Origin of the sequence: Streptomyces sp. NPDC007896 (genome assembly GCF_042959425.1) — a bacterium.
Classification (GTDB): Bacteria; Actinomycetota; Actinomycetes; order Streptomycetales; family Streptomycetaceae; genus Streptomyces.
Genome location: NZ_JBIBKX010000005.1, coordinates 401,922 through 423,474, shown reverse-complemented (window position 1 = coordinate 423,474; position 21,553 = coordinate 401,922). Strand labels below are relative to the sequence as shown.

Below are 21,553 nucleotides of genomic sequence, written 5' to 3'. Positions count from 1 at the left end.
GCGCGTCGTGTTCGGGCGGACCGGGCTCTGTCGGCTCTCTGGGCTCCTTTGGCTCCTCAAGCTCCTTCGTCATCGGCACGGTGGCACGGCGCGCGGATGGCGTGGAGCTGCGTGCGGGAGGGTCCGGGTCGGGTGTCATTCCGGTCCTCCTCTCTGCGCGGCGTGCCCGGCGGCCCGGGCCGCGTGGCGCCTCATCGGACCCGTCCCCGGCTCGCGTCGGCGGCGGTCAGCAGCCGCCGGACGGTGAGGGTGACCTCTCCCACCTCCAAGCCGGTCAGCTGAGTCACCCGTTCGGCGACGTCGTGCTGGATCCGCTCGCAGACGTGGGGGATATCGGTGGGGTAGGGCAGGTCCATCGCCAGGTGCAGGCGCACCGTTCCGGTACGGACGGCTGCCGAGGCGCTGGGTGCCGCCGACCCGCTCCGGTCGGGCGGTATTGCGGCGCGCCGGGACTGGGCTGCGCGAGCGGCCCTGGCGGCGATACGGGCGACCACCCTTTCCGGGATGACGGTGGCGCCCCGTTCGGCCGGAGGCGGCAGGTCGGCGGTTCGCCCCGGCGGGCCGGCCCCTTCGCCAGGGGGTTGGGAACCGGGCCGGGTACTCACCGCTGCCTCCGCGCATGGAGGTCGAGGTCGCCCTGCACGACGAGGCCGACGATCAGTCCCACCGCACCCAGAACCAGAACCAGCAGGAATGCCCAGAAGCCGCCGAAGTATCCGGCGAAGCCCAGAGCCATGCCGGCCGCGAGGCCCGTCGTCGCTGCGTTCATCATCCACTCACCCGTCTCGCGAACGTGAGCGTCCGTGTGATCACCCGCTCATGCCCAGGGCACGGCCGAGGTCACGGCGGTCGGTCACCGCACGCGGCCCTCGTCCCGTTCGGCCTCTTCCTCCTCGTCGGGGAGGTGGACGTCGTCGACGGCGATGTTGACCTCGACGACCTCCAGTCCCGTCATTCGTTCCAGGGCGCTGATCACGTTGGTGCGTACGGCGCCGGCGACGTCGACGATGGAGACGCCGTACTCGACGACGACGTCCAAGTCCACCGCGGCCTGGCGCTCGCCGACCTCGACCTTCACCCCGCGCGTGACGCCTCCGCCTGCGCCGGGGACGCGTTCCCGCATGGCGCCGAAGGCGCGGGCCATCCCCGCTCCCATGCTGTGGATGCCCGGTACCTCGCGTGTGGCCATGCCCGCGATCTTGGCCACCACGCCGTCCGCGATGGTGGTCTTCCCCCGTGTCTCGGCCGGTGCTCCGGCCCCGGTACGGCCCTTCAGCGCGCTCACGCCTGTGTCGGGCCGGCTGCCCCCGCCGACGCTGGTGATGTTGTCCGTCATGGCGGTCGCCTCGAGTGGCTCGGTGTGACACCTGCGTGGTGTCTCTCAAGAGGTTGGACACCCGGGGCGGCGTACCTCTCACAGACATGACATGTGATGTGCGTCACATAGGTGTGGCGGGGGTACACGCTCTTTCCGAGCCCCCTGCGAGAGCGTCATGATTCAACGTCCTGCTTTCCCACAGCTGGGATGCGACCTGCCGGACGGAGTGCTCGCCGTGCGGGCGGCCGAGGGAGACGAAGACTCCTTCGCCGTTCTCGTCCAGCGGCACAACCGGTCGCTCCTGGCCCTGGCCCGTGGCATGCTCGGCAACCCCCAGGACGCCGAAGAGGCCGTTCAGGACGCCTTCGTCAGCGCCTGGCGGCGTCTACCGGAGTACCGTCACGGTGCGGAATTCAGTACCTGGATGTACCGGATCACCATCAACCGCTGCTTGACCATGCGACGGCGGCGCCGACCGCCGCCGCTCCCCCTGGACACCGTCGCCGAACCCGCGACGGGCGACGCGAGGAGCCAGCCCGCCCGGTCCGCCGAGCAGGACGCGGCCACCGAGGCCCTGTCCCGCGCGCTCGCCGAGCTGGACGCCGGCCAGCGGATCTGCTGGATCCTGCGTGAACTGCGGGGCCTGCCCTACGACGAGATCGCCCACGTGACACGGACCAGTGAGCAGACGGTGCGCGGCAGACTGTTCAGAGCACGTCGATCCCTTCAGGAGGCGATGGGCCCATGGCGCTAGACGACCCGCAGGCCCGGCCTTCCGAACCGCCCCATGTCGACGGGCCCCGCACCAGCCCCATTGACGCCGGCATGTCCATTGACGCCGACGTGCCCCCGTTCGCGGGTGATGAGGTACTGCCCTGCGGCCGCCTGCTCAGCCGGGTCTGGGAACAGGCGCGGGACGCTGCGCCGGTCGCGGACCCGCACACGGTGTCCTGCCCTTACTGCCGCGAGGCGGTCGAGGGACTGGCCACGGTGAACGCGGCCGCCCAGGCGCTGCGTGCGGAAGACCCTCCTGGCCTGCAGGCGCTCGCCGACCGTGTCATGAACGTCGTCAGGGCAGAGATCCGGCTCGGACGGCTGCTGCCCTTGGCCGACCCGGACCGGGAGCTACGGATCGCCGAGAGCGCTGCCGCGAAGGTACTGCGGCAGGCCGCGGACATGGTCCCCGGTGTGAGGGCCGCGACCTGCCGGCTCGTACCCGCGGGCGAGGGCACCGACGTGCGGGTGACCATGGAGCTGGCCGCTGCCCTCGACCGCCCGCTGCCCGACCGGGTTGATCAGGTACGTCAGTCGGTCCTCGACTCGGCCGGACGGGACCTGGGTCTGGCCGTGACGGCAGTCGACATCACCGTGGTCGACGTTCTGGAGCCGTGGCCACCCCTGGGCCCCGGCGACCCTATGGGCAGGGGCACGTGATGACCGCCACCGGCACGACCACGCTCATCGGCGTCGCGGCCGAGGCGGCCCTGGCGGCTCCCGGCGTGGCCGGTCTGCAACCCCGCCTGGCCCACTGCCTCGCGGCGGCCGCCGCGCCCACCCGGACGGACACCGCGCCGCACCGCATGCCGCCCGAGGCGGGCATCCGCGCCGACCGGGCGCTGGACGGTTCGGGATGGCGCATCGAGGTGCGCTGCGTCCTGGCCGAGGGCCACCGAGCCCTGGACACCGCCAGGAACGTCCACGACCGGGTACAGAGCGCCGCCACCTCCCACCTCGCCACCCATGGCGTTGTGGAGCCGGTCAGCGTCGCGGTCACGGTGACCCGTATCGCCGCCCGATCCGCCATGGCCTGAGCGCCGCGAGCAGCAGCTCCGCGAACCGTCACCGCCTTCAAGGCCTTCGCGATGACGGGCGTGCTCCTGGCGGTGATCGCCTCAGGTGTGCTCATGCTTCAGCTGTTCGTCACGAGGATGCGCCTGACGCAATGTGCTGCGGAGACTGACGGACGACCGCCGCAGGGCCATTTCGAAGCGAGAGACAGAGCGAACGTACGAAGCCCCGTGGGCCAATGACACGTCACAGTGGGCGTCGTCGGTGTTCTCCGTATCGCCTGCATGGCCGAGGAGAGACGCGCAGCGAGCGGGGAAGCACGGCCGTTCGGCTGAGCTCGTGGCAGCAGGAATTACCTCATGGGACGCAAGCGCCTGATCGTGACCGCCGTGGCCGTCGAGCGATTGGCCGTGAGCGCGTTCACCCGCTACAGCGTGCTGCGCCGCTTCCTTGCGGGCTGCTCGGGATGTCCCGGACCGCCACGTCTGGACGCGGGCCGCCCGCGTACGGCGGAGCGCTGCTCCGCCGGCGCCCGGTTATCGGCCAGGGCATGGGGGAGCGGAACAGGTGCTCAGGGCCGGCGGCCCAGAACCTCCCGGGGTGTCGGTTCGTTGAGCCGCTCGGCCTGTTCTCCCAATGATCAGAAGGACTCGTCGTGAGCGGTGGTATCCCAGTGGACGACAGCTGTATCAGCGCCTTCCAGGAGCTGAAGAGCAGGCGGGACATCAATACAGTGATCTTCCGGCTCAGCGACAGCCTGGAGACCGTCATCCCTGACTTCGAGGGGAACCTGACACACGACGAACTACTGAAGGCCCTGCCGGCGGACGCGTCCCGGTACGCCGTCTACGACCTTCTCTTCGCAACAGCGGACGGGACCCGTCAGGAGAAGGTCGTACTGATCTCCTGGTGCCCGGCGGGGACGAAGGCCGAGGAGAGGATCGCGCACTCCTCCGGCTACAGCACGCTCCGGAACCTGCTCGACGGTGTCCAGGTCTACGTAAAGGCCGCGGACCTGTCCGACGTGGGGTACGAGGCACTCGTGTCCCGGGCCTCTTGACCCACCTTTCCTCCTTGGAGGTGGCAGGTGATCGCGCCGCGTGGAACCCAGGTCTTGCCGCCGCTGGTGCGCAGACTGTGAGTGGTGATCAAGCCTGACCGCTCTGCCGGAGGTCACGGGATGCGCTTCGTAGTGCGCGGCGACCTGGAAGGCGGGTCAGCCTTGGAGCTGGATGCGATCGGTGGTCCCGCGGGGACGTGGGTGGTGGAGGAGCGCGTGGACGTGTCCGCGTCGGTCAGCATCCAGCTGGAGACCACCACCTCCGGGACGCGAGTCCTGTTCAGCGTTGCGATGCACACAACTCAGGGTTCCTTCACGGGATACGACGGCCCTTCTGCTTCGAACAAGCCCTCGCCCGGCTGCGGGAACACCACCTCGCCTTCGACCCGGCGCGCGGTGAAGGCGTCGTCCTCTACGCGGATGCACCGTCGGATGGCTGTTCCTGGCGCTACGCGGTGATCTCTGCCGACGCTGACGGTGTAGGCGAGTGGGATGCCCGGCTGTCCCACGCCGTGGAATTCGAAACGACCTGACCCGACGCCTCCGCAAGCCCTCAGACGCCGTTGTCGTACCGATCGCGGTGAGCATCGGTTCGAGGAGGACAGCTCGTTCGCGAAAACATGCCGATCACGTTCGGTACGACAACGACGTCTCAGTCGCGCGGGACGACGAGGGGCAGAACGATGGTGTCCAGGATCTCCTCGATCACGCTGAGGGGCAGCGCTTCATGGGTCTGCGTAAGTTCGAGGCTGACGAGATCGAGCGGCAGGTCCATGATGCGCGGCGTGAGGGCGGCCGGGTCGACTTCTCCCCGTGCGGCGGCCCGGTCCCAGATGTCCTGGGTTCCCAGTGCCTGGGAGATCCGCTGCGGCAACAGCTGTGCGAGGTCCTGGTTCTCCTCGGCCAGCCCGCCGAATCGCGCCCCGAAGACGGCCCTGATCTCCGCTCGCTGGTCGGACTTGCTCGCCAGGTAGGCCAGGAGGTCTCCCCGCAGCGTGCCAGTGTCAGGGACGGGCGGCCTGTTGTGGTCGATCCAGTGCAGGACGGCCGCGGTGAACAGCTCCTGGCGGCTTCCCCAGCGCCGGGCGATCACGGGGCGGCTGGTCTGGGCGCGTTCGGCCACCGCTTCCATGGTCAGCCTTTCGTAGCCGTTCTCCATCAACTCGTCCCACGCGGCTGTGACCACGGGGCGCGAGCCGGGCTTCAGGTCGGAGAAGACGGGCGCGGTGCCGCCGTCGCGATAGCCGACGGCCGGCAACAGCACGTAGGTGGCGGACTGGCAGACCGCGAGACCCACGGCGTGGATGGGATTCCGGCTGGTCGCCAGCCCGTAGCAGCCGACGAGGAATACCCAGGCGGCGACGGGATACGGCAGGACCGACATCACTTCCCGTCTCCCTTCTGATCTCCACGGCCTGGTCCAGGAATCGGGCGAGCAGCACGACGACCGCGCAGGCGACCTCCATGCCGATGGCCGCGTTCAGCAGCGGGACGGTGCCGCCCGACGAAAGGGTGTTGAAAGTGCCGTAGGGAAGGAAGTTGGCGAGGACGGCGGTGCCGGCGATGGCGCCGGCGAGGCCCAGCACGAGGTAGGCGGAGGCCGCGAGGGCGTCGCCGGCCTGGTAGGAGCCGACCGGGCGGATACGCTCCAGCGCGCGGTAGTCTGCGCCCAGGTAGAGCAGGTGCAGGGCGGTCGCCACCACGACATCGCCCTGGAAGCCGCCGCCCGGGCTGAGCTGGCCGTGCGCGATGGCCGGTGAGGACGGCGACGGGCAAAACGACGAGCGCGTACCGGCGTACGGGGAGCGCGACCTCCTCGGGTTCGGGCTCGGCGCGGTGTTCGTCGCGGGTCTGGCGCAGCAGGACGACGGTGCCGAGGACGGACGCGAAGAGGATGCTCATTTCGCCGAGGGTGTCGAAGGCGCGCTGGTCGAAGTTGACGGAAGCGATCGTGTTCGCGGTGTGCCGGGCGAGGGCGGCCCGCACCACCCGGTCCCCGTACGGGTGCCGGTCCCGGCCGAAGCCCGGCAGAAAGAAGCAGGCGGCGACCAGCAGGGCCGCGAGGCCCGCACCACCGACGGCCAGGACGATCAGCCGCACCCGCCGGGTCACCGTTCCTTCTCCTTCCGCCGCCGCGGCCGCCGGACTTTGCGCACGGACAGCATCAGCAGCAGGGGAGTCAGGGCGGAGCCCACAGCAAGCTGGGAGAGCGCCACGTGGGGGCCTGGAGCGCGGTGAACAGGACGGCCACAACCGTCCCGAGCACCGCCAGCACGAGTGCCTGCCGCGAGGGATCACGGGTGGCCACGGCGGCGGTCGCGGACGCGGCGACCAGCAGCAGCGCCACGACGATCAGCGGGTCATCCACGCCGGCTCCCCGTGAAGCCGCCGGACAGGGCACGGGACGCGGTGAGGTTCCCGCCGATCAACAGGGCACCGACGACCAGGAGTTTCATCAGCGCACGGCCCGGACCCGTGGCCACGCACACGGTGACCACGACGCCGCCACCGAACGCCGCGACCGCGTATGTGAGCCCCCACGCCCGCGGCGGATCTTTCGCCGGATCCTCCGCGAGCAGTAGGGCGAAGACGAGGGTGCCGACCGGCCCCAACAGCGCCAGGAGCAGGGCGAGATCGACGTACGACGGCCGGTCGTAGCCCTGGGCCAGGAGCAGCAGAGTGGGGCAGGCCAGCGAGGTGGACAGGTTCTGTGCCACGACCCGGCGCCGCAGCGGTCCCGTGGCGACGCCCCAGACTGTGGCCCCGACTCCCACGGTGAGTGTGGCCGTCGCGGTGACTGTCCAGCCGTTCACTACCCGCTCACCGCCCGCCGCGCACCCCACGCCGCGACCGCCGCGACCAGCGCGGCGGACGCGCCCACGAAGAGTTCCAGGGTGGTCACCGCACTGATGAAGACCAGCCACAGCAGGGCGAGAACGGCCCACCATGTCAGAATCTCGCCCGTGCCGAGGAGCGTCCTACGCCGGTTCACATGACACCTCCACCGACGAGACCAACTCGCCCTATTTGGTTGGTTTCTTCTGTCGCGTCATCCAAGCATCGCTGTTCCTCCACCAAGTGGCGACCACCAGGTGTGGCTCAGTTCGCTGGGTGGCCCGGGGTGATGTCATGGGTGTCGTTCAACGTCAGCAGAGGGGTGCGGTTGCCCGCGAGGTTTTCTGCCGCCTCCGGAGCGAGAAGGAAGCCGACGTGGTCGCCGCCGTCGATCCGGTTCTCCACGCGACCGACGAACCAGGCGGGGGCCTCGTCGAGGATCACCGATTCGCCCGGTCCTGGGTGCCACGGGGTGTCGGTGAACTTGTCGGTGCGATCGCCGGTCTCGCCGCCGAAGAGCTGGGCCAGCCGGTCCTGGTCGCGGCGGAGAAGATGGACCACGAGTCGTTCGGCGTGCTCGGCCACCCGGTACGTCCGGTTGGCCTTGGACAGCCAGATCATGAACCGGGCGGGTCGAATCGAGCACTGCGAGGCGAATCCCACCAGGCAGCCAGCTCTTTCCCCGTGAGCTTCGGCGGTCACGACATACATCGGATAGTCGAGCAAGTCGGTGAAGGGGTCGAGATCGATCACGGTACTTGGTTCCCGCCTCAAGAGATCGGATGCCGGGTAAGCGTTCAACAGTCTGGTGCCCCGGCTAGTTCACGGCGCGTTCGGTGACCTGGGTGCTCCTGCACTGCGAGTGCAAGCGTTGTCCGCACATCCAGCGGGTACCGCTACCGATCCACGGTCCTGGCCCTTTCCGCCGACGGATGCGCTCCGTTTTCCCTCCGACGTCGGCGGGTGGGCGGGTCCGGTGCGGGACTCGGGGCGCGGGTGCGGCGCATCTGTCCGGACGCGATGCCGCGAGGCGACGGTTCGTGCGCAGGCAGGCGGCCGGGGAACGGAATGTAGCAACTGTCCGTAGCTGTGATGGTCCCGGAGATCGCCGAAGGGGAGTGCATCACCCGGCGGGTCCGACGCTGTGAGTGGGCGCTGTGGCGCTGCCCCCAATGCTGTCCGCTGTGCCTGGCTACCGTCGAGCCAGGGCACACGCGGGCGGCTGTGGCGGTCGGCCTCCTCGGATCCTGCCCCATCACGGCTACGACTACGTACCGTCGGCAGGTGTGGGCGAGGGTATCGAGCCAGTGGGCCACATGCCGAGCCTGACCAGCGAACACGGAGAGCGATGTCCACGACAGCTACCGTTGTGGAAGTCCGGCCGTGCGAGAGGACACGAGATGGGTACCCGCACCCGTGTCAGGGATCGGTCCGCCTACTGACCGCTGACGGGATCCGCCCCGCCGGCCTTCGGCGTTCCCCTGGCTGTCCCAGGGACACGCCCCCTACGCGTGGAGCGTGCTCGGTGCCGCCGCGCAGGCCACCGAACGCATTCCCCTGATGACGTACGTGACGTGCCCGACGACCCGCTACCACCCGGTCGTCGTGGCCCGGAAGGCCGCCACCATGCAACTCCTCTCCCAGGGGCGGTTCCGCCTGGGCCTCGGCTCCGGGGAGAACCTCAACGAGCATGTGGTGGGCGGTGGTTGGCCCGCCGCGCACGTCCGGCTGGAGATGCTCGAGGAGGCGGTGGAGATCATCCGCTCGCTCTTCGCGGGGGAGAACGTCAACCATCACGGTGCCCACTTCGACGTGGAGAACGCCAGGTTGTGGGATCTGCCCGACGCACCCCCCGCCGATCGGTGTCGCCGTCTCGGGCGACCGCTCGTGCGAACTCGCCGGTCACGCCGCCGACTTGGTGATCGCCACCGAACCCAGGCCGCAACTGATCTCCGCGTTCGACCGGTACGGCGGCACAGGTAAGCCCAGGGTCGGCCAGCTGCCCATCTGTTACGACACCGACCGCGACGCGGCGATCGCCCGCGCCCACGACCAGTTCCGCTGGTTCGGCGGCGGCTGGCCGGTCAACTCCGAACTGCCCGGACCCGCCGCGTTCGCGGGTGCCACCCAGTTCGTACGGCCCGAGGACGTGGCCGAGTCCATTCCCTGCGGTGGCGACGTGGACGCCGTCGTCGAAGCCGTGCGCCCCTACGTCGACGCCGGATTCACCGAGGTCGCCCCCATACAGATCGGCGGCGAGCACCAGGAGCCGTATCTGGAGTGGGCCGAGCAGAAGCTGCTGCCCGTCCTTCGTGAACTGTGAGCGCGGGATGACCACGATGCGTGCTGCGATCTTCGACGTCGACGGAACGCTCGTCGACAGCAACCACCTGCATGTCGTCACCTGGTGGGAGGCCTTCCGGCAGGCCGGCCACCACGTCCCCATGCGGGAGATCCACCGCGCCGTGGGCCTCGGCGGCGGCGACCTGATCGAGCACCTGCTGGGAGACGACCGCGACCCTGACGGCGACGACCAGCTCGCCGCGGCTCACCACGCCCTCTGCGCCACGTACTTCGAGCGGCTACGGGCGCTGGACGAGGCAGGCGACCTGCTGCGCGCACTGGCCGGGCGGGGCTGGAAGATCGTCCTGGCGACCTCGGCGAGTGGCGCGGAACTCTCCGCGCTGCGCGGCGCCATCGACGCGGACGACGTCATCCTCGGGGCGGCCAGTGCGGACGACGTCGACGACGGCAAACCCGCCCCCGACCCCGTCCGGCAGGCCAGGGAGCCGGCCGGCGTGCCCAGTGAACGAGCCGTGTTCGTCGGCGACACGGTCTGGGACATGAAGGCCGCCGTGCGGGATGGGGTGGTCCCCTTGGCGGTGCTGTCCGGCGGGATCCCACGGGCGGACCTGGAATCGGCCGGCGCCCGCGCGTTGTACCGAGATCCCGCCGACCTCCTCGGACACCTGGACACCAGCGTCTTCGCCGACCGCGAGTCAGCGGGGGAGACCGCTGTCCCGAGCCGTTGACCGGGCGCAGCGTCTGGTCGTACAAGATGGCTCTGCGCCTGGCTACCGCTTCGTGGGGGGCGCGGGCCCGGTCGCGGACTGTTCCGGCCCCGGTCTGCGGGGGCCATGCGGAAGTGGCCATGTCCCAGGCCTCCCCGGACGCCGATGCCTATTCCAGGATCGCCCGAAATGATTCGTGACGCCCGCGGGTGCTCGCGGGCGTCACTGGGGCTATGGGCTGAAACCGGCGCCGGGTCGTCCGAACTCGTCGGCGTCTGGCGTCGGTCGCTGCGTGGTGTGCGCGCGGAACGGCGGTTGCCGCGCGTTCGAAGGGGCACCCGGCTCTTGGGCGACCGCCGAGTCCGGGGTCGATCCACGCCCCATGATGAAAGTGGTGTCAGGCAGGTCAGGCGGTACGACGATGAAGAGCGACGCAGCACTGCACGGTGAGGTCGCCGCCAGTCACTCGGTGTTCGGAGCACCCTGCTGGGCGAGTCTGACCACGCGAGATCTGCAGACGGCGGAGGACTTCTACCGCGCCGTGCTGGGCTGGGAGTGGCGCACGAGCAGCACGATGGGCGATCAGTACCGGGTCGCGAGCGTGCAGCGGGTCCCGGTCGCAGGGATCTCGGAGGTGAACTTCGGGGTGAAGACGGCCGTCGCGTGGACCCCTTATTTCGCGGTGGCGAGTGCGGACGAGACCGTGTCCCGCAGCCAGGAGCGTGGGGGTACGACTGCGGTGGGACCGCTGTCGTTCCCGCCGGGCCGGGCGGCCCTGCTGGCCGACCGGGACGGAGCGGTCTTCGGTATTTGGGAGGGCGAGCTGGTGGCCGGCTGGGAGGAGTGGCGCCGGGCGGCACCGGTCTTCGTACGGCTGCACACCCGCGACGCCTTCGACGCCGCCATCTTCTACGGGGAGGTCCTGGAGTGGGCGTCCTCGGCCCCCGGGTCCTGCGAGGTGCGCTACGAGGACAACGAGGTCGTGCTGCGCAGCCGGGGCGATGTCGTGGCCCGTATCCACTCCGGCGCGGTCGAGGCGGCGCCCGACCCGACGATCCGGCCGCACTGGCAGATCCACTTCACCGTCGACGACGTCGAGGCTGCCGCCCGCGCCGCCCGCGCTCACGGCGGCACGGCCCACCAGCAGGGCCTCGGCTCGACCGAGGCCATCCTGACCGACCCCGATGGGGCCCGCTTCTTTGTGACCGCGCGAAGGGCGCTCTGAGGGTCGCGCAGTTGTCGAGGCCGTGGAGCAGACGCCGACCGGCATGCCGCGTGACTTGTCCCCGCGGCCAGCACACCAGCTTCCCCGGGAAGCTGAGCGCCCAGCCATGCAAGGGCGGCGGGGCTGCCCGGGACGCTCGCGCGGGCATCACCGCGCCCGGCTCCTCCGCGATCGCGGGTCGACTGAGATACCGCCGCCCCTCGAAGGCATCGGCGATTCAGCGCAGGCCGCATCCCGTGGCCTTGCTGGTGAGCCGTCCCCATAAGGTCGATCATCATAAGGTCGATCATCGCGAGTCACGACTTCACTCGGTGACGGCCGACCTGAACGGATCTCGCGGCCGTCATGCTGTCGTCGTCAGCAGGCCCCTCCGTTCCATCGCTCCCCTGATGCCTTGCCCCCTGCCCGGGCTGGGTTTCGTGGGAGTTCTCGTGCTGGTCGAGGGCGGCCAGCAGGCCCGCCACGGTGAGGCCGGCGTCGGCCGGATGCCGGAGGATGGTTCCCTCTTCGATGCGGTAGCGATTCGAGCGGCCCTGCCGGGTGTGGGTGAGATAGCCGTTCTGCTCAAGATCGGAAATGATCTTCTGGACAGCGCGCTCGGTGAGCCGGCATCGCGCGGCGATGTCACGGATACGGGTGCCCGGATCGTCGGCGATCGAGGCCAGCACTCGGGCGTGGTTGGTCAGGAAGGTCCAGCCGCTGTGTCCCTCGGGTACTCCACCCATGCCTCTCATGGTAGTGCCCGACGTTCACGTATTCAAAAGGGTGAAAATGAGTTCATGTATCTCTTGACGTGCGACGTGGTGGAGGTCGAGCCTGGAGGAGGCAAAGACCAGTGGATGCCCCGGGAGCGACTCCCATGCAAGAACATCTGCTTTCTTCCCAGGCGAGGGGCGCAGACGAAGCCGTCCACGAGACGCAAGCGGATGGCGCGGTCGGAGCCCACACCTCGCCGTTCCTGAAGGTCGCGGCATATCCCGCCGGCGAGCGGACGGTTGTGGCGGTCGCGGGTGAACTCGACATCGACACGGAGCAGGCGCTGCGGCACGCCCTGCGTGAAGTACTGGCCCAGTCGGTCCACGGCCTCGACCTCGACTTCGCCGGGGTCGACTTCTGTGACTGCTCCGGCCTCAACATCCTGCTGCACATCCGCCGCCAGGCCCTGGTGGAGGCCAAGACGGTCCGCATCCAGACGGCGGGGATCGCGGTCGAGCGCCTGCTCACACTTACCCGCACCTGGCCGCTCTTCGCGGACCCGGATGACGCCGGTCCCGGCGTGGCCGCCAACGGCCGGGGCATGTGTACCGGTACCACCCCCAGCCCCGTGGAGGCGGACGGGTTGCCCAAGGATGTCGAGAAGGACCTGCGCATCGAAATCGGCCAGCTCAAACGGGCCATGCAAACCAGGCCGGTCATCGATCTGGCCCGTGGGGTCCTGATGGCCTCCTTCGGTCTGAACGCCGAGGACGCCTGGAGCGTCCTGGTCGAGGTCTCGCAGCGCACCAACACCAAACTCCACCACCTGGCCCATGAGTTGGTGGGGGCGGTGAACGACGCGCCGCTGTCCGACCGGTTGCAGCAGGGGATCTCCGCGGCGGTCACCGAAACACTCAACCCCCTCTCCCCGAACCACCCACGCCATGACTGGACCTCTCCCACCGGCAGACCCGCGCCACCGGACAGCGACAGCCCCGAGCCGTGACCCTTCCTCAGCCGTGCTCCTTCCTCATGGCGTCCACTGTCGGCACTGGATTCCGGCAGCCGCTTCCAGACCCGGAGCACTGTGGATGCTGTCCGCTCATGCTCGTCCGAGCCGGTGTCCATCGCCGGTGGCACGGTCGGCCGGCGATGTCCGTGTGCCCGAGGCATCCTGTCGGCCACCGAGCCCAATCTCTCGGCGCTGGTCGGCCACACAGTAGGGGAGCGAAGTGAGAGAGGCCGCCGCCCGACATGCGTGGGGATCCCATGTCGCCGCTGCGCTGGACCACCAAACCCACTCGCACGCTCGCCGACGAACTGGCCCGTCAGGGATACAGGATCGGCCCGAACACAGTGGGCGACCTGCTGCGCGAGGAGGGTTTCAGCCTGCAGGGCAACGCCAAGATCTTGGAAGGCAAACAGCACCCCGACCGAGACACCCGGTTCCGCTGTCTCAACGACGAGGCCCGCCACCACCAGGGCGACGGACAGCCGGTGATCAGCGTGGACACCAAGTGGACACCAAGACGAAGGAACTGGTCGACCCCTTCAAAAACCGCGGCCGGGAGCGGGAGCCGAAAGGCGAGCCGGTGCGGGTCGACACCCATGACTTCCCCCACCGTGAGCTGGGCAAGGCGGTGCCCTGTGGCATCTACGATGTCGCCGCGGACCGTGGCTGGTCAACGTGGGCACCGACCACGACACCGCCACGTTCGCCGCCGAGACCGTCCGCCGCTGGTGGAACGGCGCCGGACGGGCCGCCTGTCCGACGGCCGGCCGACTGCTGATTACCGCCGACGCCGGCGGGTCCCACGGCTACCGCACCCGCACCTGGAAGATTGAGCTCGCCCAGCTGGCCACCGAGACCGGACTGGCGATCACCGTCTGCCACCTCCGTGCCCGTCGCGGTCACGAACGCCTCGTGGACCCTGGCACAGGCGCCAAAGCCAAGCTCACACCAGCGAATCGGATCCTGGCCACCGTGCCCCACCTGCGCAAACTCGCCACCATGGACCTCCTGGGCCAGCTCTTCGGAGTCACCGCCAAGACCATCAGCCGACATCGCGGCATTCCTCGTTCCAGACCCCACCCAAACGGAGATCAAAGAGACGAGTTAATGATCTGCGGGCCTTACAACGGCTAGCGCAATGAGCCGAGTTGTCTGCGGTTCGCCGAGGCGTATGAGGAGGACGGTGGGGTGCTGGCCGCGGCCGCGAGCGAGCGGCTGTACTGGCGGGCGCGGGACGCGCCGACGTTCTCAGAAGGAGTGCGGTTGGTGGCGCAGCCATGGCGGGAGGCAGGGAGGACAGAGCTGACGACGCGAGCCGCCGAGGAGCAGCCCCGGCCTTATCGTTCACCGCTCAACCAAGTGGGGAATCGAGCAGACGCTGAGGAATTTCGGGCATCCCCATCAGCGGCGGCGAGGTTGCGCACCGCACGTGCCCAGGCTGGCCCAGCACCCATCGCAAGGCGCACCCCGGCCAGGCCGAGGCGGACTGAACGCCGCGCCAGGAGCATCTCCCTCGGCCCACCACCGTCTCCCTGAAGTGCCGAACTCAGTCACGCGGCGGCGCGACGGACGTGATCAGCTTCGGCTTCCCCGCGGCGGTGCTATGAAGGGTGTATGGAGGTATTTTCTGGGCGCCTTCGGGGCCCGGAACGTCATCCGCTCATCGGACGCTCGCGGCAACACCGGGCTTCCCTGCTGGACCTGCGCAGTGTGGCCGGTCAAGTATTCCTTCTCCAGGTCGTCATCGTGGTCCTGCTGGTCGTGGCCGCGGTGGCGGCCGTGGTGCTCCAGACGTCGCGTGACGCGCTGCAGCGAGGGCGTAGTGAGTCGGTCGTCGCGGCCCAGTCGTTCGCGAGTGCCCCTGGCACGGCCGAGGCGCTGCGGAGCCGTGATCCGACGGCGGTGCTCCAGCCGCGGGCCGAGGAGGTGCGAAAACGCACGGGCGTGGACTTCGTCGTCGCCATGAACACGCAGGGGATTCGTTACACGTACCCCTATCCGCGCGAGATCGGGAAGAAGTTCGTCGGCACGATCGCACCGGCGCTGAAGGGCCGTACCGTCGTCGAGCAGGCCGGCGGGCCGCCTCTGCCCGCGGGCAAGGGAACCGCCGTGCAGGCGGTGGTCCCGGTGACCGACTCCCGCGGCAAGGTGGTCGGCCTGGTCTCCGCCGGAATCACGGTCAAGAACGTGGCGGCACTGTGGCTGCCGCAGCTGCCGATCATCCTGGGCAGCGGCGCGGCCGCGCTGGCGCTGTCCATGACGGGAACGACGCTAATGGCCCGGCGGCTGCGTCGGCAGACACACGGCCTGGCCCCGGCGGAGCTGGCGCAGCTGTACGAGCACCACGACGCGGTCCTGCACGCGGTGCGGGAAGGAGTGCTGATCATCGGCACCGACGGACGACTGCTGTTGGCCAACGACGAGACGAGGCGTCTGCTAGACCTGCCGGCGGACATGCAGGGGCGCCCGGTGCGGGAGCTGGGACTGCCGGAGCCGATCACGCGTCTGCTGTCGTCGCCGGAGACGGTCACCGATGAGGTGCATCGCGCAGGGGACCGATTGCTGGCGGTGAACAAGCGGCCAACGTACCCGCAGGCCGACCGGGGAGGCAGCGTGGTGACCCTGCGGGACACCACGGAGCTGGCGGCGGTCTCGGGGCGGGCCGAGGTCGCGCGGGAGCGACTGAAGCTGCTGTACGAGGCCGGGGTGGGGATTGGGACGACGCTGGACGTGGGGCGTACGGCGCAGGAGCTGGCCGACGTTGCGGCGCCGGAGTTCGCTGACCTGGTGACGGTGGACCTGCTCGACGCGGTACTGCGGGGATGGGAGCCGACGGCGGAGGGCTGGCGGCATCTGCGCCGGGCGGCGATCGGCGGTGAACAGCGGATGATCCCGGTGTATCCGCTGGGCGAAGTGATCACGTTCTCGCGCCGAACGCCGCAAATGCGGACGCTGCAGGAGCGACGGGTCCTGTTGGAGGCGGACCTGCGGCAGGCACACGGCTGGCGGGAGCAGGATCCGGAGCGCGCCCGGAAGGCCCTGGAGTGCGGGTTGCGTTCGCTGGTGACCGTACCGCTGCAGGCGCGGAACGTGCCGCTGGGCGTGGTGAACTTCTATCGGACAGTGGATTCCCCGGCGTTCCAGCCGGAGGATCTCTCCTTCGCGGAGGAACTGGCCGCGCGGGCGGCCCTGGCCATCGACAATGCCCGGAGGTTCACCCGGGAGCACGCGATGGCGGTGACGCTGCAGCGCAGTCTGTTGCCGCGGGCACAGCCGGATCAGGACGCGCTGGAGGTGGCCTGGCGGTATCTGCCCGCGGAGGCGGGGGTGGGCGGGGACTGGTTCGACGTCATCCCGCTTCCGGGCGCTCGGGTGGCTCTGGTCATGGGTGACGTCGTCGGTCACGGGCTGCACGCGGCGGCGACGATGGGTCGGCTGCGCACCGCGGTGCACAACTTCTCCACCCTGGACCTCCCCGTTGACGAGGTGCTCGCGAACCTGGATGACCTCGTCGTCAGCATGGACAACGAGGAGAACGCGAGCGGTGGCGCGCAGGGCCACGAGGGGGAGGGGGTGACCGGAGCGACCTGTCTCTACGCGGTCTACGACCCGGTGTCGGGGGCCTGCGCGATGGCCCGTGCGGGACACCCGGAACCGGTGGTGGTGCGTCCGGACGGGACGGTCACCTGTCCTGGCGTCCCGGCTTCGACGCCGCTCGGCCTGGGCGGCTACCCCTTCGAGACCGCCGAGTTCTCCTTGCCGAACGGTTCACAACTGGTGCTGTACACCGACGGCCTGGTGGAGGAGCGCACCCACGACATCGACGTCGGGTTGGAGAGGCTGCGCCAGGCATTGGACGGTTCCGAGCGCCGCACTCCGGAGGAGACGTGTCAGGCGGTGATCGACGCGACGAAGCCGTCACACTCCTCCGACGACATCGCGCTGCTGGTGGCGCGTACCCGGATATTCCCGCCCTCGCGCGTGGCCGAGTGGGGCGTGCCGTCGGACCCGGCAGTGGTTCCCTCGGTGCGGGCGCGGTGCAGGGAGACTTTGCGGGAATGGGGACTGGAGGAGGCCGGATTCGCCACGGAACTGATCCTCAGCGAGCTGATCACGAACGCGATCCGGTACGGATTGCCGCCGGTCAGCGTGCGGCTGCTGCACGGACGCTGTCTGATCTGCGAGGTGTCGGACGGCAGCGGTACCTCGCCGCGCCTACGGCGGGCGGCGACCACGGACGAAGGCGGGCGGGGGCTGTTTCTGGTGGCGCAGTTCGCCCAGCGATGGGGAACGCGATACACGACCCGCGGCAAGGTCATCTGGGCGGAACAGTTTCTCCACGACGGCACATCCGCCGCCCCGAGCCGGACACCGGTCGACTTTCTTCTCGACCAGTTCGATGATCTCGATGCGTGAGCCCGCATGGTCCAAGAGCGCCGCGTCCTACCAATGACAACGCCGGCTCCGACATTCCAGTCGACGGCTGGAGTTGGCCGCCACAGGCCTGTCCGCGCTGTCAACGATCTAGGGGTGCGCCGTGCTGTCGGCGTCCAGTTCGTCGACACGGCCGATGACGATGTAGTGGTCACCGGCGTCGTGCACGGCTTCGATCGTGCAGCCGATCCAGGCGACCCCGCCGTCGATGACCGGGTCTTCGTGCGGCCCGGGCCGCCAGGCCACCTCGGCGAACTTGTCGTCTCCCGAAAAGGTGCCGACGGGCCGGCCAGGCGCGTCGAGGGGCACGTTTCGCGCCTGGGAGTCGAACACGGCAGGGGCGGCCATGCCGAGGCAGACCTCGACCGGGCGGTCCCTGGCGGGCGTGTCTCGCGTCGTGATTGCCGCGGGAGATCGTTGGCTGATCTCCGGTAGTACAGCGAGACCGGATGGTGCTCGTCCCGTCCGTCCTCCGTTCCGGGGCTCCAGGACACTCACAACTCGCCCCGGAACGAGGTCACATCACGGCATCGGTCTGAAGCGGGCCCGCAGTGATGCGGAGTGTCCGGATGCGAACCGGCTCTTCCTGGTCGAGGTAGAAGATGTGCGTGAACGGGGCGCGCACCACCTGGTCCGGTTCGCTCTTCCTGGCCATGGTCGCTTCGCCGTGCAGCAGGCGGACACCGTCGCCCGCGGTCCAGAACTCCAGGACCTCGTGGGTGATGTTCAGCGGCGCGTCGATCTTGACGAAGAACTCCTTGATGGCTTCGACGCCGTGGATGTGGGCGGTGCCGAAGAACATGTCGGTGTCCTCGGTCAGTGGCGCGAAGCCCTCACTGAACTCCAGGGTGTCGATGGCGTCCATGAGCTTCAGGACCCAGCCGGGCACGGCTGTCGCTCGTGCGTTGTCTGTCATGGTGGCGGTCTCCTGATCAGGCTGCGGCGGGCAGGGCGACGAAGAAGGCGTCGATCTCGGCGTTGACGCCTTCGGGGTTCTCGCGGGCGGCGAGGTGGGCGGTGTGCTGGAGCACACGGAAGGTGCTTCCTTCGATGGCGTTCGGCCATCTTCCGCACCACGTGCAGGGGGAACTGGCTGTCCTCCTCGCCGGCGATGATCAGGACGGGTACGTTCCTGATGGTGTTCAGACGGCGGTCTGGCCGTACTGAGCCGTGCCGGCGCCTCGGACGCCGAGCTGCGCTCCGTGGTCCGGCTCGCATGCACAACGGTGGCGGACACCCTCGCCCGCGCAGCATCCGAGGACGCCCCCCAAAGCTGACGGGCACCAGCTCCGCCAGGGCTCGTTTCTGTAACCCGGCATGCCGACAGGCATTGCTGCCGGCGTGACGCCGAGATGGTCGGCGCTCTCCGGACGGAGTGCCCAAGGACGTGGCGTAACAGAGTGACCGGTTCGCCGTCGGTCCGCTGCGCCGCCGACACCGTGGCGAGCCTGGACCGTGGTCTACCGCCGGGTGCGCGGAAGGTCGCGCCGGGCGGTGACAGGCTCATGCCTCGGTCGGAGCGGTCAGTACCCGGGCCGACGCCGTGGCCGACCAGGATGTTGTGCCGGAGCCTGGCACACGCTCCCACGGCCTGCCCCTGTAGGACGCCTTCTTCAAAGCGTTTCGTCGAACAGACTGCGCATACTGCGGCTCGCCCCTCCCCGTCTCTCTCAGAAGCCGCCCGCCCAAGTGGTGCGCGCTCTACTGCCGACGAACCGAATACGCTGATCGAGCCGTTGCTGCCCGCGGCGGCGCCAAAGCTGGTCTAGGGACGGCCGCGGGTGCCGGACCGGCAGGCCCTGTGCGGGATCCTGTTCGTCCTGCACACCGGCATCCGGTGGGAGTACCTGCCGCTGGAGCTGGGCTTCGGCTAAGGCGTGACCTGCCGGCGGCGGCTGGCCGCATGGAACGAGGCCGGCGTCTGGGACCGGCTCCATGTGGTGCTGCTGGAGAAGCTGCGGTCGCAGGACAAGCTGGACTGGTCCCGGGCGGTGATCGATTCCTCGCACGTCCGCGCGGCCCGGCGGGGCCCAAAAGCGGTCCCAGACCGGTCGACCACGCACGGCCGGGCAGCAAGCGCCACCTCATCGTCGACGGGCAGGGCATCCCGCTCGCGGTGTCGCTGACCGGCGGAAACCGTGGGCGACGTCACCCAACTCCTGCCGTTGCTCGACAAGATCCCGGCCGTCGCGGGACGGGTCGGCAGGCCGCGCCGACGGCCGGAAGCGCTGCTGGCCGACCGCGGCTACGACCACGACAAGTACCGCCGCCTGCTCCGGCAGCGCGGGATCCGACCGGTGATCGCGGACCGAGGGCAGCCCCATGGCACCGGCCTGGGCATCTTCCGCTACGTCGTCGAGCGCACGATCTCCTGGCTCCACGGCTTCCGCCGCCTGCGCATCCGCTGGGAACGCCGCGACGACATCCACGAAGCGATCCTCGGTCTCGCCGTCTGCCTGATCACCCACCGCCACGTCCAACTGTTTTGTTAGGACCTTTTGAAGCCCGCCATGGCCTCGGCGGTATTCGCCCACCAGCGACAGTTCGGGCAGCGACCTCACCGGCCCATCGCCGCACAGAGCGGCATCGGCCAGCTCGAACAACGCCGTCCGAACGAGCAGTCAGGCAGGAGTGGAACTCGCCCCGGAAACATGACAGTTGTGCCAACGGATCCCGCCGGGCTTCGTGATGCAGCAGACTCATCCTCATGGCCTTCGTGCTGAATGTGTGTGTTCCTTGGTCGGATCACATGTTCAGACGAAGGCCGCTTCCGCGTACGGCAGTTACCGCACCGAGTGATCAAGTTCGACGCACCATTCGACTCCGGATGTTGAAGATCAAGAGCGCCTGTTTCTCATATAAGTTGCGGATGGAGCCCCCCTCGGAGCACTGTCTTGGCGTGATCGAACTGAGTGCTTTGCGACCGGATGACTGGCCAGTGTGGCGCGTGCTGCGGCTAGCCGCGCTTGCCGAGGCGCCGTCTGCCTTCGGCTCAACGTTGGCCGAGTGGCAGGGGCAGGGTGACCGAGAAGAACGCTGGAGGGCCCGCCTGGCGATCCCCGGTTCTCACAACGTTGTCGCAGTCCGCGAAGGTGAGCCGGTCGGGATGGCCAGTGGTGTCCCTGCTGAGCAACCGGATGCCGTGGAGTTGATCTCGATGTGGGTGAGTCCCGCGGTTCGAGGCAAGGGGGTGGGAGACCTCTTGATCGGAGAGATTGCCCGTTGGACTGTGCAGACAGGAGTCAAGACGCTGCGGTTGTCAGTGATGCCGGACAACCGTGCGGCTATGGCGCTTTATGAGCGTCACGGCTTCAAGGACACCGGAGAGCCGGGCGACCTGCTGCCGGATGGTGTGCGTAGGGAATTGGTGATGGCAAAGGATCTCAATCCTGCGTAGCCATGCCATGCCATGCCGCCGCAGTAGGAGAGTGGAGGGGCCGGGAGCGTGGTCCGCCGGCAGGCCGTCACCAGCGTCGCCCTGCCATGCCGACCGGCCCGATGGCCGAGGCACGCCGACTGTCGGTCGGTGGGCCAGCCGTCGTTCGCCCTAGCTGCTTACGCAGTTGGTGCAGGGATCCCCACACCGAAGCGCCATTCCTCTTCGAGGATGCTGAAGATCAAGGAGTCTCGCCAGCCGTCACGGATCACCTGGGTATGACGCAGGCGTCCCTCTTGCGTCATGCCGAGCTTCGCCAGGACCCGGGAAGAGCCGGTATTCCGCGGATCACAGGTGGCATAGATCCGATGAAGCCCCAACTCGCTGAAGCCACGAGAGAGGAGCTGTCGCCCGATTTCTGTCCCGATGCCCTGCCCCCAGACCTGCGGATGCACGATATATGTGATCTCGCCCTGGCGCTGTACTTGACTACGAACGTGCAGCTCACCCATGCCCACCACGTTGCGCCCGAGGCGTGCGGCATAGGAGAACCGGCGCTGAGGGCTGTCCGACCAGGCTTTGACCACCTCTCTCACGAAGCCCCGCGTCTGATCCTCTGTGTTCGGCCCCCACACCTGATAGCGGCACGCCTCCGCGAGGCACGCCCACGAGTGAACGGCCGGCCAGTCCTCGAAAACGATCTCGTTTAAGGTCACCGCACGTCGATCCATGAGGCGATCATGCTCACCCCGACATGCCGCCCGTACACCCTTCGCCAGGGACTCACTGCCCTGCCGA

General features: G+C 69.0%; 22 protein-coding genes and 8 pseudogenes. 15 read left to right on the top strand and 15 right to left on the bottom strand.

Features of this window, described 5'->3' with window-relative positions:
* Window positions 1-191 precede the first annotated feature (191 nt).
* From ACFZDJ_RS19430 to ACFZDJ_RS19420, 3 genes are all read right to left on the bottom strand, one after another.
* A complete protein-coding gene (locus tag ACFZDJ_RS19430; protein WP_391060374.1) occupies window positions 192-605 on the bottom strand; it encodes an Asp23/Gls24 family envelope stress response protein in 414 nt (137 codons plus the stop codon).
* Window positions 602-772, bottom strand: coding sequence for a hypothetical protein (locus ACFZDJ_RS19425; protein WP_168486647.1), 171 nt, complete (start codon window positions 770-772; stop codon window positions 602-604). The genes ACFZDJ_RS19430 and ACFZDJ_RS19425 overlap by 4 nt, the downstream gene beginning before the upstream one ends.
* A gap of 81 nt (window positions 773-853) precedes the next feature.
* Window positions 854-1,336 carry an Asp23/Gls24 family envelope stress response protein gene (locus ACFZDJ_RS19420; RefSeq protein ID WP_168514092.1) on the bottom strand — a complete coding sequence of 161 codons (483 nt, stop codon included), beginning with the start codon at window positions 1,334-1,336 and terminating at the stop codon, window positions 854-856.
* A gap of 157 nt (window positions 1,337-1,493) precedes the next feature.
* On the opposite strand from ACFZDJ_RS19420, the gene ACFZDJ_RS19415 reads away from it, so the two are divergent.
* The 5 genes from ACFZDJ_RS19415 (at window position 1,494) to ACFZDJ_RS19395 (ending at window position 4,699) form a co-directional block, all read left to right on the top strand.
* Window positions 1,494-2,072 (top strand): sigma-70 family RNA polymerase sigma factor, encoded by a 579-nt coding sequence (locus ACFZDJ_RS19415; protein ID WP_391060372.1) that lies wholly within the window; start codon window positions 1,494-1,496, stop codon window positions 2,070-2,072.
* Window positions 2,073-2,143: 71 nt separating this feature from the next.
* Window positions 2,144-2,752 (top strand): hypothetical protein, encoded by a 609-nt coding sequence (locus ACFZDJ_RS19410; RefSeq protein ID WP_391060370.1) that lies wholly within the window; start codon window positions 2,144-2,146, stop codon window positions 2,750-2,752.
* A complete protein-coding gene (locus ACFZDJ_RS19405; protein ID WP_391060368.1) occupies window positions 2,752-3,129 on the top strand; it encodes a hypothetical protein in 378 nt (125 codons plus the stop codon). The genes ACFZDJ_RS19410 and ACFZDJ_RS19405 overlap by 1 nt, the downstream gene beginning before the upstream one ends.
* A 632-nt stretch (window positions 3,130-3,761) precedes the next feature.
* Complete coding sequence (locus ACFZDJ_RS19400; RefSeq protein WP_391060366.1) at window positions 3,762-4,166, top strand: actin-binding ADF family protein; 405 nt, start codon at window positions 3,762-3,764, stop codon at window positions 4,164-4,166.
* A 197-nt stretch (window positions 4,167-4,363) separates the two neighbouring features.
* Window positions 4,364-4,699: a peptide ligase PGM1-related protein gene (locus tag ACFZDJ_RS19395; RefSeq protein WP_391060364.1), complete on the top strand. Its 336-nt coding sequence runs from the start codon at window positions 4,364-4,366 to the stop codon at window positions 4,697-4,699.
* A 119-nt stretch (window positions 4,700-4,818) separates the two neighbouring features.
* Here the strand turns inward: ACFZDJ_RS19395 and ACFZDJ_RS19390 are convergent, their stop codons facing one another.
* The 7 genes and pseudogenes from ACFZDJ_RS19390 to ACFZDJ_RS19360 all read right to left on the bottom strand — a co-directional run bounded on the left by ACFZDJ_RS19390 (window position 4,819) and on the right by ACFZDJ_RS19360 (window position 7,754).
* Window positions 4,819-5,352 (bottom strand): TetR/AcrR family transcriptional regulator C-terminal ligand-binding domain-containing protein, encoded by a 534-nt coding sequence (locus ACFZDJ_RS19390; RefSeq protein WP_391060585.1) that lies wholly within the window; start codon window positions 5,350-5,352, stop codon window positions 4,819-4,821.
* A pseudogene (locus tag ACFZDJ_RS19385) lies at window positions 5,347-5,550 on the bottom strand (dehydrogenase); the annotation flags it as partial. The pseudogene ACFZDJ_RS19385 and the gene ACFZDJ_RS19390, both read right to left, overlap by 6 nt.
* A gap of 4 nt (window positions 5,551-5,554) precedes the next feature.
* Window positions 5,555-6,278: pseudogene (locus ACFZDJ_RS19380) on the bottom strand (MnhB domain-containing protein); the annotation flags it as partial.
* Window positions 6,275-6,534: pseudogene (locus ACFZDJ_RS19375) on the bottom strand (DUF4040 domain-containing protein). The pseudogenes ACFZDJ_RS19380 and ACFZDJ_RS19375, both read right to left, overlap by 4 nt.
* Entirely contained in the window at window positions 6,527-6,979 is a 453-nt protein-coding gene (locus ACFZDJ_RS19370) for a monovalent cation/H+ antiporter complex subunit F (RefSeq protein WP_391060362.1), read from the bottom strand. Before ACFZDJ_RS19370 ends, ACFZDJ_RS19375 begins: the two are co-directional and overlap by 8 nt.
* Window positions 6,979-7,158, bottom strand: a complete 180-nt coding sequence (locus ACFZDJ_RS19365; RefSeq protein ID WP_391060359.1) for a hypothetical protein — start codon at window positions 7,156-7,158, stop codon at window positions 6,979-6,981. The genes ACFZDJ_RS19370 and ACFZDJ_RS19365 overlap by 1 nt, the downstream gene beginning before the upstream one ends.
* Window positions 7,159-7,265: 107 nt before the next feature.
* Window positions 7,266-7,754, bottom strand: coding sequence for a flavin reductase (locus tag ACFZDJ_RS19360; RefSeq protein WP_391060357.1), 489 nt, complete (start codon window positions 7,752-7,754; stop codon window positions 7,266-7,268).
* Between the two features lie 723 nt (window positions 7,755-8,477).
* Here ACFZDJ_RS19360 and ACFZDJ_RS19355 point away from each other — a divergent pair.
* The 3 genes and pseudogenes from ACFZDJ_RS19355 to ACFZDJ_RS19345 form a co-directional block, all read left to right on the top strand.
* Window positions 8,478-9,324: pseudogene (locus ACFZDJ_RS19355) on the top strand (TIGR03557 family F420-dependent LLM class oxidoreductase); the annotation flags it as partial.
* Window positions 9,325-9,331: 7 nt separating this feature from the next.
* Complete coding sequence (locus ACFZDJ_RS19350) at window positions 9,332-10,033, top strand: HAD family hydrolase (RefSeq protein WP_391060355.1); 702 nt, start codon at window positions 9,332-9,334, stop codon at window positions 10,031-10,033.
* Between the two features lie 400 nt (window positions 10,034-10,433).
* Complete coding sequence (locus ACFZDJ_RS19345; protein ID WP_391060353.1) at window positions 10,434-11,237, top strand: VOC family protein; 804 nt, start codon at window positions 10,434-10,436, stop codon at window positions 11,235-11,237.
* Between the two features lie 296 nt (window positions 11,238-11,533).
* Here the strand turns inward: ACFZDJ_RS19345 and ACFZDJ_RS19340 are convergent, their stop codons facing one another.
* On the bottom strand, window positions 11,534-11,962 hold the full coding sequence (locus ACFZDJ_RS19340; protein ID WP_391060351.1) for a MarR family transcriptional regulator: 429 nt from the start codon (window positions 11,960-11,962) through the stop codon (window positions 11,534-11,536).
* Between the two features lie 134 nt (window positions 11,963-12,096).
* Here ACFZDJ_RS19340 and ACFZDJ_RS19335 point away from each other — a divergent pair, with 134 nt between their 5' ends.
* From ACFZDJ_RS19335 to ACFZDJ_RS19315, 5 genes and pseudogenes are all read left to right on the top strand, one after another.
* Complete coding sequence (locus ACFZDJ_RS19335) at window positions 12,097-12,939, top strand: ANTAR domain-containing protein (RefSeq protein WP_390935176.1); 843 nt, start codon at window positions 12,097-12,099, stop codon at window positions 12,937-12,939.
* A 242-nt stretch (window positions 12,940-13,181) separates the two neighbouring features.
* A pseudogene (locus ACFZDJ_RS19330) lies at window positions 13,182-13,830 on the top strand (ISAzo13 family transposase); the annotation flags it as partial.
* A 27-nt stretch (window positions 13,831-13,857) separates the two neighbouring features.
* Window positions 13,858-14,079 carry a transposase family protein gene (locus ACFZDJ_RS19325; RefSeq protein ID WP_391060582.1) on the top strand — a complete coding sequence of 74 codons (222 nt, stop codon included), beginning with the start codon at window positions 13,858-13,860 and terminating at the stop codon, window positions 14,077-14,079.
* Window positions 14,080-14,097: 18 nt separating this feature from the next.
* Window positions 14,098-14,298 (top strand): annotated as a pseudogene (locus tag ACFZDJ_RS19320) (aminoglycoside phosphotransferase family protein); the annotation flags it as partial.
* Between the two features lie 261 nt (window positions 14,299-14,559).
* Window positions 14,560-17,361 carry a SpoIIE family protein phosphatase gene (locus ACFZDJ_RS19315; RefSeq protein WP_391060349.1) on the top strand — a complete coding sequence of 934 codons (2,802 nt, stop codon included), beginning with the start codon at window positions 14,560-14,562 and terminating at the stop codon, window positions 17,359-17,361.
* A gap of 108 nt (window positions 17,362-17,469) precedes the next feature.
* Here the strand turns inward: ACFZDJ_RS19315 and ACFZDJ_RS19310 are convergent, their stop codons facing one another.
* Together ACFZDJ_RS19310 and ACFZDJ_RS19305 are read right to left on the bottom strand one after the other, a co-directional pair.
* Window positions 17,470-17,727: a flavin reductase gene (locus ACFZDJ_RS19310; protein WP_390935180.1), complete on the bottom strand. Its 258-nt coding sequence runs from the start codon at window positions 17,725-17,727 to the stop codon at window positions 17,470-17,472.
* Window positions 17,728-17,896: 169 nt separating this feature from the next.
* The gene (locus ACFZDJ_RS19305; RefSeq protein ID WP_391060347.1) at window positions 17,897-18,295 is read right to left on the bottom strand and encodes a nuclear transport factor 2 family protein; all 399 of its coding nucleotides are present in this window, start codon (window positions 18,293-18,295) and stop codon (window positions 17,897-17,899) included.
* An 808-nt stretch (window positions 18,296-19,103) separates the two neighbouring features.
* Between ACFZDJ_RS19305 and ACFZDJ_RS19300 the strand changes: the two are divergent.
* Window positions 19,104-19,871: pseudogene (locus tag ACFZDJ_RS19300) on the top strand (IS5 family transposase).
* Here ACFZDJ_RS19300 and ACFZDJ_RS19295 read toward each other — a convergent pair.
* Window positions 19,863-20,082: pseudogene (locus tag ACFZDJ_RS19295) on the bottom strand (transposase); the annotation flags it as partial. The pseudogenes ACFZDJ_RS19300 and ACFZDJ_RS19295 sit on opposite strands and share 9 nt — an antisense overlap.
* 196 nt (window positions 20,083-20,278) lie before the next feature.
* Between ACFZDJ_RS19295 and ACFZDJ_RS19290 the strand changes: the two are divergent.
* Entirely contained in the window at window positions 20,279-20,776 is a 498-nt protein-coding gene (locus ACFZDJ_RS19290; RefSeq protein ID WP_390935478.1) for a GNAT family N-acetyltransferase, read from the top strand.
* Window positions 20,777-20,934: 158 nt separating this feature from the next.
* Here ACFZDJ_RS19290 and ACFZDJ_RS19285 read toward each other — a convergent pair whose 3' ends face one another.
* Window positions 20,935-21,486 carry a GNAT family N-acetyltransferase gene (locus ACFZDJ_RS19285; protein ID WP_391060345.1) on the bottom strand — a complete coding sequence of 184 codons (552 nt, stop codon included), beginning with the start codon at window positions 21,484-21,486 and terminating at the stop codon, window positions 20,935-20,937.
* Window positions 21,487-21,553: the final 67 nt, after the last annotated feature.